The organism is Methylobacterium sp. Leaf88, assembly GCF_001422795.1.
In the GTDB taxonomy this organism is placed as follows: domain Bacteria; phylum Pseudomonadota; class Alphaproteobacteria; order Rhizobiales; family Beijerinckiaceae; genus Methylobacterium.
Window position 1 is genome coordinate 68,392 of the sequence record NZ_LMMK01000011.1, and the last position, 12,294, is coordinate 80,685.

Here is a 12,294-nt window from a genome sequence, read left to right on the forward strand (position 1 = left end):
GTGCGTCTGGAGGAACCAGGGCGAACGGCGGCCCGCAGAATGGGCCGCCGTTCGGTCTCGTTCGATCCCCCTCGGAGGAGACTCCGGATCAGCCCGCCTTGCTCAGGGCCACCGCGACGAAGCGGGTGACGCCCTTGGCGCTCTTGACCCGCATCAGTACCGCCTTGCGGCCGCTCGACTCGGCGGAGCGGACGCGCTCGGCCACCTCCGAGGGCTGCGAGACGCTGGAGCCCGCGACATCCAGGATGATGTCACCCTGCTCGATGCCCTTGGCCGCAGCCGGACCGTCGGGATCGACCTCCATCACCGCCACGCCTTCGGAGCCGGCACCGACCTCGGAGGCCGGGGCGAGGCTGAGGCCCAGCCGCGGCTGTCCGTTCGCCGAGGTGCCGCGGTCGGTGCTCGCCACCTTGGTGTCGTTGGGCAGCACGCCGAGTTCCACCGTTGCGGTGTCGGTCTTGCCACCGCGCAGGTAGGTCAGCTCGACCTTGGCCCCCGGCTTGATGCCGGCGATCTTGCGGGACAACTCCTTGGCGTCGTTGATCGGAGCACCGTTGACCGACTCGATCACGTCGCCGGACTTCAGGCCCGCCTTCGCCGCCGGAGTCCCCGCCTCGGCATGATCCACGAGGGCGCCCTTGGCCTTGTCGAGACCGAGGCCGTCGGCGATGTCCTTCGTCACCGGCTGGACCTGCACGCCGAGGTAGCCGCGGGCCACCTTGCCGTCGGCCCGGAGCTGGTCGACCACCGCCTGCACAGTCTCGGCCGGGATGGCGAAGGCCAGGCCAACGCTGCCGCCGGAGGGCGACGCGATGGCGGTGTTCACACCCACCACCTCACCGCCGACGTTGAAGGTCGGGCCGCCGGAATTACCTTTGTTGATCGGCGCGTCGATCTGCAGGAAGTCGTCGTAGGGGCCGGCGCCGATGTCGCGGCCGCGGGCCGAGACGATGCCCGCCGTCACCGTGCCGCCGAGGCCGAACGGGTTGCCGATCGCCACCACCCAGTCGCCCACGCGGGGCGCCGACTTGCTGAGGGAGACGTAAGGGAAGGTGCCGCCCTCGGTGATCTTGAGGAGGGCGAGGTCGGTCTTGGGATCCTTGCCGATCACCTTCGCATCGAGGGTGCGGTTGTCGTCCAGGGTCACCTGCACCGACTTGGCCTTGTCGACCACGTGGTTGTTGGTGACGACGTAGCCGTCCGCCGAGATGATGAAGCCCGAGCCCATGGCGCCGCGTTGACCCTGGCGCTTGGGCATGCCGAAGCCCTGGCCCTGACCACCCTGACCCGGTCCGCCCTGGCCGAAGCGCTTGAAGAATTCGCGCAGCTGCGGCGGGACCTGCTGTCCCTGGCCGGGGCCGTCCTCGTCGTCGGAATCGGCACTGTCGTCGAGCTTCACCTTCACGGCGACGACGCCCGGTTTCACCTTGTCGACGACGCTGGCGAAGGAGCCCGGCGGATGATCGGGGGTCTCGATCGGGTTCTTGGAAAGGGATTGGGCGTAGGCCGGCGCGGCCGGCTGGGTCAGGCCGACACCGGCCGCGCCGGTCGCCACGAGGGCGGCCACGGCGACGGAGGCGAGGGCGTTGCGGCGCAGACGGTTGGGCTGAGCGGTCATAGGGGTCTCCGGATCGGGGGGCCGCCATCGGCAGGCCGTGATCCGGTTTGTAGAGGGCGCCGCCTGACCCGGGCGTGGCGTGAAGATTACGGTTTGGACAGGTTCGCGGACGGCGGCTGAGGGGCAAGTCCGGACCGCCAGTGCAGGTCGAGGAGGAGGCCCGCCGGGTGGGTATCGAGGACGGGAGTGATGGGTAGGCCTGCGGCGTGCAACAGGCGTGCCGCCCAGTGGTTGCAGACGTTCGCGTAGGAGAAGCGCCCTGCCCCATCGTAGAACAGGCTCGGCCCGTAGAGGCCCGGACCGCCCGCGGCCGGCTGTCCGTCGACGAGGCGGAAGCTTCCTTCCAGGCGAGCGAGAAGGCGCGCGAGGCCGGGCTTCGAGACCCGCAGCGGCACGAGGTCCGAATAGGGAAAGCTATCACGCACCGGCCGCTCGAGGCCGACCACCTGGACCAGCCCGGCCCGTCCGCCCGGCGTGAACAGGGCTGCGAGCGCGAGACCGAGATCGAACTGGGCCAGGGTCGGCGTCGCCCGGTAGAAGCGGGCCTCGCCCCAACCGAACTCGATCTGCGGATAGGCGCGGAACCGCGTTGCGATGCTGGCGAGGGCCGGCCCGCTCCCCGCTCCCGTCAGAGCGGCCCGCGGCAGCACGAGGCCGGAATGCCAGCCGTGCGACACCAGCGCGATGCCGATACTGTCCGCGTCCGCCGGCGGATAAAGGTCCGGGTCGCCCCGCTGCGCCGTCAGCAGCGCTGCGAGGACGACGAGTCCGACCAGGGTGACGATCAGGGCGGCGAGGCCCGCGACAATTCGAGCGAGTCCCCACCGACCCGTGCGCATGGCTGCGCGATCGGTCAGGGCGCCTGCCAGACCTGGCCGTGATAGTCGAACCGGTCAGGCTGGCTTGCGAGGGCGGCGAGGCCCGTCAGCGCGGGATCGTGCACGGCGATGACGCTCGTGGGGATCGCCTCCATCTGCGCCACGAAGGGGGGCTTGTACTCGAAGGCCGCGCGGAAGGCGCCGCGCCGGAGCACGTCGATGATGCGGGGCGCGATCCCGCCGCCGATATAGACGCCTCCGGTGGCCAGGAACGTGAGCGCGAGGTCGCCGCAGACGCGGCCCAGGAGTTTGGCGAACAGGTTGAGGGCGGCCGCCGCGTCCGGGTCGGCATCGGTGAGCCCCGCCTCCGTGACCGCAGCCGGGTCGAGGCGCGGGCCGTCGGCGCCGGTGCGCAGCCGGTGCAGGCCTGCATGGAGCCGGGTCAGGCCGGGGCCGGAAAGGAGAGTTTCGACGGTGATGCGGCCCTCGACCCGCTCCAGATGCGGCCACAGGGCGAGCTCGGCCGGCGAGCTCGGCCCGAAATCCACGTGGCCGCTCTCGGTCGAGACGATGACGAGGCGCCCGCCCACCGGCAACAGGGCCGCTGCACCGAACCCGGTGCCGGGCCCGAGGACGAGGCGCGCCCCCTGGTCGCCGGCCCGGCCCTCCTCCCGGTTCGGACCGATGGGCGTCAGCTCGGAGGGGCTGATCCCGGCAGCACCTGCCGCCACGGGTACGTAGTCGTTGACCACCACCGAGCGCGACAGGCCGAAATCCTGCCCGATCCGCGCGCCCTCGATCACCCATTGGGCATTGGTGAGTTGCACCGCCGGCCCGTCGACCCGGGCCGCCACCGCCAGGATGGCGGAGCGTGGGGCGGTGCCGTTCCCCTTGGCCAGGGAGGCGCGGATGGCGGCACTGGGATCGGGGTGGCCGGCCGTCTCCTCGTGGGAGAGGAGGACCGGCTTCGCCCCCGCCTCGGGGACCAGGGCAAAGCGGGCGTTGGTGCCGCCGATATCGCCGACGAGGACGGGAAATTCGAACATGCGCGTCGCTTCCGTCTGGGCCCCGGGGAACGGGGATTAGGGATCGGTCGTGGGACGCCGCTCAGGCGGCCGGCAGGGCGTCTGGGTCGATCTGTGCTCCATCGGCCCAGGCGTAGAGCAGACGGCGCACATCCTCCGGATCGATGAGGCGGCGGGACGCGATCGTCTCGGCCCCGCCGATACGGACGCTGACGCCACCGGTCTCGTTGATCACGGCGAAGGCCTTCTCGTCGGTGAGGTCGTCTCCGAGAAAGATCGCCCGGCGGCCGGCATAGGGCGGGTTTTCGGCGAGCGCCCGGATGGCATGGCCCTTGGTGGCGGAGGCGGGCACGATCTCGCCTACCGCCTTGCCGAGCTGGAGCCGATAGGCGGATCCGAGGGCGGTGGCGGCGGCCTTCACGGCCTCCTCGGCCGCGGCGGCATCGCTCGGGGTGGCGAGACGCCAATGCACCGCCACGGAGGCGCCCTTGTCTTCGATCAGGACGTGCTCGAGGGCGGTGACCGCCGCATGCAGGGCCGGCACCTGGGCCCGTAGGTCAGGGTGATCCTCGGCGGAGCCGCCCGAGACGATGCCGTCGACCCGCCGTTCGACGCCGTGAAGGCCGGCGACATCGAAGCGGGCGGGGACCAGGAAATCGTCGATCACCCCGATGGGCCGGCCCGTGACGATGGCGAGGGCGCCCCCGAGCCGGGCGCGCAGACGCTCCAGGGCCGGAGCGAGGGCGGGATCGACCCGGACCTGGTCGGGCTTGGGCGCAATCTCCACCAGGGTGCCGTCGAAGTCGAGATAGAGGGCGAAGGCGGTCGGGTCGGTCACGCAGGTTGTCCCTTCGTCTGATCCGGGCCTGCGCTAGCATGCCCTGCGCCGGGGGAAAACGCGGGATGGGGAAATCGGGAGGCCGGAAAACAGGGCGGGCGCAACACCCTGCCCTATTTGTCCGACCTTCCGATCCCTGTGAGGCAAGGTCCCGATCGCATGTGGCCCACCCCGATCCCGCCCGGCCCGAACGAGGAGAGCGTCTGGGACTACCCGCGCCCGCCCCGCCTCGAGAGGGTTCCGGAGCGGCTGCGGGTCGTGCTCGACGGCCGGACCATCGCCGAGACCGGTGCCGGATACCGGGTGCTGGAGACCAGCCATCCGCCGACCTACTACTTTCCGCCCGGCGATGTGGTGGCCGGCGTGCTCGGGCCCGCTCGCCGGGCCGGCATCTGCGAGTGGAAGGGGCGCGCCGTCCTGTACGACGTCGCGGCGGGCGGCTTTCGCGCCGAGGGCGCGGCCTGGGCCTACCCCGCCCCCACGCCGGACTTCACCGCGATCGCGGGCTACATCGCCTTCTATGCCGGTCCGATGGAGGCCTGCTTCGTCGGCGACGCGCGTGTGACGCCGCAGCCCGGCGGCTTCTACGGCGGCTGGATCACGCCCGCCATCGTCGGCCCGTTCAAGGGCGGCCCCGGCACCATGGGGTGGTGAAGCGCGGGCTGGGCCGAAAGGCATCGCCGCCGATCCAGGCCCCGTCGGACTGCCTGCGCGACGCCCGGTATCCGTGCCCCCTCAAGACGTGCGGCGCAGGGTGATGCGGGTCAGCTCGGACGGGCGGCCGAGGCGCAGTGCGAAGCCGGCCCACAGGCCCGTCCCGTTGCTGACGTAGAGGGTCATGCCGCCGACCTGGTAGGCGCCGGAGACGAACCCGTTGTTGCCGCGTGCCACGAGCCGGTCCAGTCCGATGATCATGCCGCCGTGTGTATGGCCAGACAGTTGCAGCGCCACGCCGCGCGCGGCTGCCCGAGGGGCATTTGCCGGCTGGTGATCGAGGAGCACGATCGGCGCATCCGTGGGCGCACCCGCCAGGGCACCGTCGAGGTCGGGCCCCGGATGGCCGATGGCGGGCGCCGAGCGATCGGTGACTCCCGCCAGCACCAGCGCGTCGCCGCCGCGGGTCACGACCGCATGGGCGTTGGCGAGGATGTGCATCCCCATGCCGGCGAAGTGGCGCATCCAGGTCTCGACGTCGAAGAAGTATTCGTGGTTGCCGGGGATGGCCCAGACGCCGTCCCGCGCCGTCAGGTCGCGCAGCGGCTCCACGTCGGCCTGCCGGGCCGCGAACGAACCGTCGATGAAATCCCCCGTGACGAGGATCACGTCCGTGCCGAGCCCGTTGGCGCGCGAGACGACCGCCTGTGCCCAGGTCGCGGGGAACAGGCGGCTGATGTGCAGGTCGGTGAGATGGAGGATGGTGTATCCTTCGAAGCCCGGCGGCAGGTCCCTGACCGCGACCGTGACATCCTTCAGGGGCGGCACGCGCACGGCCTGCTGCACCGCGACCGCCGCCAGGACCGCGACCGCCAGGGCCGCCCCGATGCGCCAGGCGCTGGAAACCGCCCAACCGCCGCCGGGCAGGGCCAGGGATGCCAGGGCGACGGCGTCGAGCGCGAAGAGCAGCACCGCCAGCAGGATGATCGCACCGAACGCCCCGCTGAACAGCATAACGATGGGCCGCGGAAACTCGGGCGAGAAGACGGACCCGGAGGAGAGGCGGCTCCACAGGTGGTACTGCGAGGCGACCAGCAGGAGGGCGGCGAGACCGAGCTTGAGCGCAAGCGGCCAGGGCAGCGGCCAGACGCCCCGGGTGACGACGTACAGGCAGGGCAGGCTGAAGATCAGGTGGATCATGGCTGCTCCATGGACCGCGGCAGGGGCCCAGCGCAAAGTTTTCTGCTCGGCGTTGCGGAGCCCGAGGGACGCTTCGGGGTCGCCACCGACCCGCAAGGGAAGCGTTGGGAGGGAAGCGTTGGGAGGGGAGCGCCGGGCGGCCTTCGAGGCGGGACGGAGCGTCGGGTGATCGCGTCGGCGTTCCGGCGCAGGCCAGGGTTTGCGCCGTCCGGCCGCGCCGCTATGCCAGGGCCGGTCGGCAGGGCTGGTGGCCAGGGACGGAGCAGGTGTGATGCACGGTGAGATCGCAAGCGAGCCGCGGGCCCTCGGGCTCTGCCCGGACCGCCTGGAGCGGATCGACGGCTGGATGCGGCGCCTCGTCGACGACGGCAAGGTCGCGGGCCTGTCGGTGATGCTGGCCCGCGGTGACCGGACGGCCTTCTTCCGCGCCCATGGCCGGGCCGACATCGCGCGCGACGCGCCCTTCGCCCCCGACACCATCGCGCGCATCTACTCGATGACGAAACCGCTGACCTCGGTGGCGGTGATGATGCTTTATGAGGAGGGCCGCTTCCAACTCGACGACCCGATCACCCGCTTCCTGCCGGAATTTTCGGATCTGCGAGTTCTCACCGGCGGCAACCGGGCAAAGTTCGACAGTGAGCCGGCCCGGCGCCCGATCACGATCCGCGACCTTCTCACCCATACCTCCGGCCTGACCTACGGTTTCATGGAGGCGACCCTCGTCGATGCCCTCTATCGCCAGAACGGCGTCGATTTCGGCGAGGCCCAGGAGGCGAGCCTCGCCGAGGTGGTGGCCCGGCTCGCCCGGCAGCCCCTCCTCGCCCAGCCCGGCGCCGAGTGGAACTATTCGGTGGCCACCGACGTCCTGGGACACCTCGTGGCCGTCGTCTCCGGCCAGGACTTCGCCGATTTCCTCCGCCAACGCGTGATCGGCCCCCTCGGCATGGTCGACACGGACTTCTCCGTGCCTGCCGACAAGCTGCCGCGCCTGGCCGCCAATTACAGCCTGTTCCGGGACCGGACGCTGAAGCTCTACGACGATGCGGTCGGCAGTCGCTTCGCCCGCCCGCCGGCGGTGGCCTCGGGCGGCGGCGGCCTCGTCTCGACCGCGTCCGACTACATGCGCTTCTGCCGCTTCCTCCTCGGGCGCGGCGAACTCGAGGGCACCCGGCTCCTCGGGCGCAAGACCGTCGACCTCATGCTGATGAATCACCTCGACGGGGACTTGGCGGCGATGGGCCAGCCGCGCTTCTCCGAGACCGCCTATACGGGGATCGGCTTCGGCCTCGGCTTCTCGGTGATGCTCGATCCGGCCCGCGCCCAGATCGTCGGCACGCCGGGCGAGGCGGCCTGGGGCGGACTTGCCAGCACCGCCTTCTGGGTCGACCCGGCGGAGGATCTCGCCGTGGTGCTGCTCACGCAGCTCATCCCCTCCTCGGCCTTGCCGCTGCGACGCGAGCTGCGCGTGCTGACCTACGCGGCCCTGGTGGATTGAAGGCCCCGGAAACGCGAACCGCCGCCGGCCCTTGGCGGGACGGCGGCGTTTCACGACCCCTCGCGCGTGCGGCGCGGGACTACTCGGCCGGTGCCGCCGCCGGAGCGGCACTCGGCTTGGCCGCCGGCTTGGGCGCGGGCGCCTTGGCCGTGCCGGTCGCGGCGGGCGCACCCGCTCCGGCGCTCGGCGCCGCCTTGGGGGCCCATTCCGCATCGGCGCGCGGGCCGCCCGGGCCGTTGGTCGGGCCGGTGAGCTGGCCCGGCACCACGTCGTTGACCCGGTTCCAGGTCTGCGAGCCGCAGAGGAAGCCGAGGAGGCAGCCGCGCACCGACAGCTCCGTCGGCTGGTCCGACCACATCGTCACGTCGTAGAACTTGCCCTCGTCGGCGTTGTAGATCTTGCCGCCGTAATGGCCGTCCGGCTGCGGCTTCAGGCCCATGATCAGCTGAAGGCCCAGGGAGGGACGGGACTGCTTCTTCGGATCGGGATTCTTGAAGTCGATCCGGGGCTGGCCCTGGTCGTTCAGGGGCACCTTCAGCCAGACGACGTAGCCGCACAGGTTGGTGTTCTGCGGGCCGCACCTCTCGGTGCGGATGCGGGCGCGCCCATCCTCGGTGAGCCAGGTGCCGCTGGCGTCGTTGGGGGCGGCAGCCAGTGCGAGGCCCGGCAGAACGGCGGCAACGAGCCCGGCCAGGGGCGCCAGCCGGCGCGCGGCGCCCGCCATGGTGGATCGATTCGTCATGCTTCCAACAACCCTCATGCGCTCGCCCCGTGGCGATCCGCCCTCGTCCGCAGGACGGCAAGCGCTTGTCACGTGATGCCTCGCCATCCGACGTGAAGGTGACGGGATCATGGCCGGCATGCACCGAATCCTGCAGATTCGTCGTGACGACGTGGCCTTATCTTCGTGGCCGAGCCCGGCCGAGGGCGAAGTCTTGATGTTCGCTGGATCGTGCCGGGGTGCCACGGCGAACCGGCCCTTCGGCCTCCGGCGCGGAGACGGACCGCCGGCGCCCGCGATCGCCGGCCGTGCCGCGAACGATCCGCCGGGGACCGCGTTTACGGCCGTGCTTCTCGGGGATGGCGGACGACGTGATGGCGGATGGATCGGTCGGGATGGGTCGGCGCCTCGAGGCGGCGGACATCCGTCTCGGCGTCTCTCTGGCGCGTGCCAAGGACACCCGCCGGGTGCGGGCCCTGGCGGCGGCCAGCGAGGCGGGCGGCTGGAAGTGGCTGCTGGCGCTCTCCAGCGGAACCCTCGCACTCGGCGTGCTGCGGCGGGACCCGCGTCTGGCCGAGGCCGGCCGGCACATGCTCCTCGCCGGAATCCTGGCGGCGGCCACCAAGACCACCGTGAAGCGGGTCGTGCACCGGACCCGGCCCAACGTGCTGATGGATGAGGGCCTCTACGAGAAGGGCTGGTTCGGGCCGAATGTCGGGCCGTGGCAGTCGTTTCCGTCGGGACACTCGGCCCTGAGCGTCGCGGTGGCGACGGCGGCCGGCCGGGCCTATCCCGAGATCCGCGGCGTCGCGACGGCGGCGGCCCTCGGGGTCGTGGCCGTCCAGGTCCTGCGTGGCGCGCACTTTCCGGTGGACGTCGCTGCCGGGGCGCTGATCGGGCTTTCGGCCGAGGCGGTGGACCACCGGATCGCCCTCGGGCGGGATGGCGTCGCCGGTCTGGCGGCGCGCGGTATACCCGGATGATCGCGGCGAGGTCGCGCGGCATCGCGTGCCGGGAACGCCGCGACGCGACCTCCGGTTGACGCGTCATTCCATCGGAGACGCCGCGTGACCGACAACCCCCTGACGACCTATCCCAGCCCGCCCTTCGCGGGCCAGCCGCAGAGCTTTCCCGGCAAGACCGGCCGGATGGTGCCCGAGCCGGATCACGGCGAGGCGAGCTACCGGGGCTCGGGCAAGCTGACGGGCCAGGCGGCGCTGATCACCGGCGGCGATTCCGGCATCGGCCGGGCGGTGGCCATCGCCTTCGCCCGCGAGGGCGCCGACGTGGCGATCGCCTACCTGCCGGAGGAGCAGGCGGATGCCGAGGCGGTGGCCGGCTGGATCGAGAAGGCGGGCCGGCGCGCCCTGCTGCTGCCGGGCGACCTCAAGGACCCGGCCCATGGCCGCGACCTCGTGGCGCGCACGGTCGCCGCCTTCGGCCGCCTCGACGTGCTGGTGAACAACGGCGCCTTCCAGCAGCCGAACCAAGGGCTCGACGCCATCGAGGACGCGGTCTTCGAGGACCATTTCCGCACCAACGTGTTCGGGCCGTTCTACGTGACCAAGGCCGCCCTGCCCCACCTCAAGCCCGGGGCCTCGGTGATCTTCACCTCCTCGGTGAATTCGAAGCACCCGATGCCCTCGCTGATGGCCTACAGCGCCACCAAGGGGGCGCTCAGCAACATGGTCCTGAGCCTGGCGCAGCTGCTGGCCGAGAAGGGCATCCGGGTGAACGGCGTGCTGCCGGGGCCGATCTGGACGCCGTTCATCCCCGCGGGGATGAGCGAGGACGCGGTCAAGTCCTTCGGCAGCCAGGTCCCGTTCGGGCGCCCGGGCCAGCCGGCGGAGCTCGCCTCCGCCTACGTGATGCTGGCCTCGGCCGAGAGCAGCTACACCTCCGGCGCCCTCGTCACCGTCGCCGGGGCGATGCCGGTCCTCTGAGGGACCCTGCCGACCCCGGCCTCGGCGCCGGGGTCGTTCCGAAGGGTTCGCCCAACGGTTCGCCGAACGGTTCGGCCGGTTCGCGCGTTCCTGTGGCCTCGGAGGGGGAGAAGCAGGATGCGCACCTGGAGGGCGATGGACCGGGCCCCGCATGACGGTCGCTGGATCATCGCGATCCACCGGTCCGACCCGGACCGGCGCGCGGTGATCCGCTGGGACCCGGCGGGCCTGGGCGATCCCCGGCCGTGGCACGTCGCCTCCTGCCAGCACAGCTACCCGGCGGAGGCCTTCACGGACTGGATGGACTTCCCCGAGTGTCCGCCCGCCGCCGCGGGCGTCGAACCCGGCACCGCAGGAGGTCACGATGGCGCGCGAAGCGATGGGTCCCCTCACCCTGGAGGTTGAGAGCTGCCCCGAGGATGCCACCCGGTACCGCTGGACCGTGCGGGAGGCGGACCAGGTGGTGCGGAGCGCCCTCTATTCCCTGCCCGACGCGGAGGCCGCCCTGCGCCAGGGCCGCGAGGCCATGGCCGAGGCGGCCGCCCTCTGCCGCGACACGCGGGGGCGCGCACCGGGTTGATCCGGCTCGACGAGGCCGTGTTCCCCGGGTGCCCGGGCGCCGTGTGCCCCGTCACGCGAGGTCCCGATGCTCGGCGAGGCCGTACTGGAGATAATGGGCGAGCGGGTCGATCCCCGCGGCGGCCACGTCCGGGTTGGCGGCGAGGTACGCCTTCGTGTCGAACAGGGCGGAGGGGTTGCGGCCCTCCCGCCAGCCGTAGGCCTCGTAATGGAGCAGCGGATTCATCCCGGCCTCGGCCACGTCCGGATTGGCCGCCAGATAGCCCGTCGTCGAGAAGTAGGCGTCCGGGTCGCGCCCTTCGACGGCCCCGTACCGCAGGTAATGCGCGAAGGCGAAGCTGTCCGGATCACCGCCGGCGGCCGCCGCCGCGCGGGCCACGTCCGGGTACTGCGCGAGATAGTAGGTGGCATCGAATGCGCCATCGAGGTGGTGGGGGGCGGGCCCCGCGGGCGGGACGGGCAGGGCCGTGCGGCCCTCGACTTGCCCGTATTCCAGGTAGTGCGCGAGGGGGTCGATCCCCGCCGCCGCGACATCCGGGTTGGCGGCCAGGTACGCCTCCGTATCGAACGCCGCCGAGGGATTGCGTCCCTCCTGCCAGCCGAACCGATCGTAATGGGTGAGCGGATCGACACCGGCCGCGGCCACGTCCGGATTGGCCGCCAGGTAGCCCGATGTCGAGAACTGAGGGTTGGGATCGCGTCCTTCGCGCCAGCCCCATTCGGCATAGTGCCGATCGGGATCGACGCGCGCCTGCCAGACATCGCGGTTCTGGGCGAGGTAGAACAGATCGTCCACGAGGGGGGATCCGTCGGCCTCGTCGATCGTGCCGTCGGTGAAGTGAAGGCGGCCGATGCCGGTCACGTCCTGGACCGTGCCATCCGGCCCCGTCAGCACCGCCGCCCCGTTCTGATAGGTCAGGATCGCCTGCGTGAAGGCGAAGGCGAAGGTCGCCTCCGCAGCGGGGCCGTGCGCCGCGACGGCGGTGGTGAGGGTGGCCGAGGCGGTGGCGCCGTCGCTGTCGGCGATGGTGTAGGCGAAGGAATCGGCCCCTGGGCTCCGCCCGAGATAGGCGTAGCGTCCGTCGGCGCCGATCGTCAGGGCCCCGTGGGGGCTTGCGAGGGTGACGGTGCCGCCGGCCGGCACGGCGGTGGTCGCGCCGTCCTCCGTGCGCACGGCCGTGACGTGCAGGGCCGCACCGCCGAGATCGACGTCGTTCGCGAGCACGTTCCCCGTCGCGAAGGTGTGGGCTTCGAGGGCGGCCGTATCCGCCGCCGCGATCGGGGTGCCAGCCACCGTGAAGCTGAAGGCGACCGGATCGGCGGGATTGCCGGCCGCGTCCGTCGCGGTGGCGGTGAGGGTGTGGGGCCCGAGGCCGAAGGTCTGGCCCGAGGCGACCACC

The 12,294-nt window shown here is 71.8% G+C and carries 12 protein-coding genes; 5 read left to right on the plus strand and 7 right to left on the minus strand.

Annotated features, from left to right (window positions below; translation table 11 throughout):
- Positions 1–88: 88 nt before the first annotated feature.
- The 4 genes from ASF20_RS06210 to otsB form a co-directional block, all read right to left on the minus strand.
- A complete protein-coding gene (locus ASF20_RS06210) occupies positions 89–1,618 on the minus strand; it encodes a Do family serine endopeptidase (RefSeq protein WP_056272064.1) in 1,530 nt (509 codons plus the stop codon).
- 86 nt (positions 1,619–1,704) lie between these two features.
- Positions 1,705–2,457: a DUF2459 domain-containing protein gene (locus ASF20_RS06215; protein ID WP_056272069.1), complete on the minus strand. Its 753-nt coding sequence runs from the start codon at positions 2,455–2,457 to the stop codon at positions 1,705–1,707.
- Between the two features lie 14 nt (positions 2,458–2,471).
- Positions 2,472–3,482 (minus strand): glucokinase, encoded by a 1,011-nt coding sequence (locus ASF20_RS06220; RefSeq protein WP_056272073.1) that lies wholly within the window; start codon positions 3,480–3,482, stop codon positions 2,472–2,474.
- A gap of 61 nt (positions 3,483–3,543) precedes the next feature.
- The gene (gene otsB, locus ASF20_RS06225) at positions 3,544–4,299 is read right to left on the minus strand and encodes a trehalose-phosphatase (RefSeq protein WP_056213495.1); all 756 of its coding nucleotides are present in this window, start codon (positions 4,297–4,299) and stop codon (positions 3,544–3,546) included.
- Positions 4,300–4,458: 159 nt separating this feature from the next.
- Here otsB and ASF20_RS06230 point away from each other — a divergent pair, with 159 nt between their 5' ends.
- Positions 4,459–4,953, plus strand: a complete 495-nt coding sequence (locus ASF20_RS06230; protein ID WP_056213493.1) for a DUF427 domain-containing protein — start codon at positions 4,459–4,461, stop codon at positions 4,951–4,953.
- 81 nt (positions 4,954–5,034) lie between these two features.
- On the opposite strand, the gene ASF20_RS06235 is transcribed toward ASF20_RS06230, so the two are convergent.
- Positions 5,035–6,153 (minus strand): metallophosphoesterase, encoded by a 1,119-nt coding sequence (locus tag ASF20_RS06235; protein WP_056272076.1) that lies wholly within the window; start codon positions 6,151–6,153, stop codon positions 5,035–5,037.
- Positions 6,154–6,424: 271 nt separating this feature from the next.
- Between ASF20_RS06235 and ASF20_RS06240 the strand changes: the two genes are divergently transcribed.
- Positions 6,425–7,651 (plus strand): serine hydrolase domain-containing protein, encoded by a 1,227-nt coding sequence (locus ASF20_RS06240; RefSeq protein ID WP_056272080.1) that lies wholly within the window; start codon positions 6,425–6,427, stop codon positions 7,649–7,651.
- 79 nt (positions 7,652–7,730) lie between these two features.
- On the opposite strand, the gene ASF20_RS06245 is transcribed toward ASF20_RS06240, so the two are convergent.
- Positions 7,731–8,393, minus strand: coding sequence for a DUF2147 domain-containing protein (locus tag ASF20_RS06245; RefSeq protein WP_056213487.1), 663 nt, complete (start codon positions 8,391–8,393; stop codon positions 7,731–7,733).
- A gap of 374 nt (positions 8,394–8,767) precedes the next feature.
- Between ASF20_RS06245 and ASF20_RS06250 the strand changes: the two genes are divergently transcribed.
- The 3 genes from ASF20_RS06250 (at position 8,768) to ASF20_RS23890 (ending at position 10,895) form a co-directional block, all read left to right on the plus strand.
- Positions 8,768–9,355, plus strand: a complete 588-nt coding sequence (locus tag ASF20_RS06250) for a phosphatase PAP2 family protein (protein WP_082501212.1) — start codon at positions 8,768–8,770, stop codon at positions 9,353–9,355.
- An 84-nt stretch (positions 9,356–9,439) separates the two neighbouring features.
- Positions 9,440–10,315 carry an SDR family oxidoreductase gene (locus ASF20_RS06255; protein WP_056272083.1) on the plus strand — a complete coding sequence of 292 codons (876 nt, stop codon included), beginning with the start codon at positions 9,440–9,442 and terminating at the stop codon, positions 10,313–10,315.
- Between the two features lie 364 nt (positions 10,316–10,679).
- Positions 10,680–10,895 carry a hypothetical protein gene (locus ASF20_RS23890; RefSeq protein WP_056213480.1) on the plus strand — a complete coding sequence of 72 codons (216 nt, stop codon included), beginning with the start codon at positions 10,680–10,682 and terminating at the stop codon, positions 10,893–10,895.
- Between the two features lie 51 nt (positions 10,896–10,946).
- Here ASF20_RS23890 and ASF20_RS06265 read toward each other — a convergent pair.
- A partial coding sequence (locus ASF20_RS06265; protein ID WP_244476343.1) for an Ig-like domain-containing protein occupies positions 10,947–12,294 on the minus strand: 1,348 nt, incomplete at its 5' end.

Excerpts from the sequence above, each read along its gene's own strand:
- ASF20_RS06210 (WP_056272064.1), bottom strand. The coding sequence starts at position 1,618 with ATGACCGCTCAGCCCAACCGTCTGCGCCGCAACGCCCTCGCCTCCGTC.
- ASF20_RS06215 (WP_056272069.1), bottom strand. The coding sequence starts at position 2,457 with ATGCGCACGGGTCGGTGGGGACTCGCTCGAATTGTCGCGGGCCTCGCC.
- ASF20_RS06220 (WP_056272073.1), bottom strand. The coding sequence starts at position 3,482 with ATGTTCGAATTTCCCGTCCTCGTCGGCGATATCGGCGGCACCAACGCC.
- ASF20_RS06230 (WP_056213493.1), top strand. The coding sequence starts at position 4,459 with ATGTGGCCCACCCCGATCCCGCCCGGCCCGAACGAGGAGAGCGTCTGG.
- ASF20_RS06235 (WP_056272076.1), bottom strand. The coding sequence starts at position 6,153 with ATGATCCACCTGATCTTCAGCCTGCCCTGCCTGTACGTCGTCACCCGG.
- ASF20_RS06240 (WP_056272080.1), top strand. The coding sequence starts at position 6,425 with ATGCACGGTGAGATCGCAAGCGAGCCGCGGGCCCTCGGGCTCTGCCCG.
- ASF20_RS06245 (WP_056213487.1), bottom strand. The coding sequence starts at position 8,393 with ATGACGAATCGATCCACCATGGCGGGCGCCGCGCGCCGGCTGGCGCCC.
- ASF20_RS06250 (WP_082501212.1), top strand. The coding sequence starts at position 8,768 with ATGGGTCGGCGCCTCGAGGCGGCGGACATCCGTCTCGGCGTCTCTCTG.
- ASF20_RS23890 (WP_056213480.1), top strand. The coding sequence starts at position 10,680 with ATGGCGCGCGAAGCGATGGGTCCCCTCACCCTGGAGGTTGAGAGCTGC.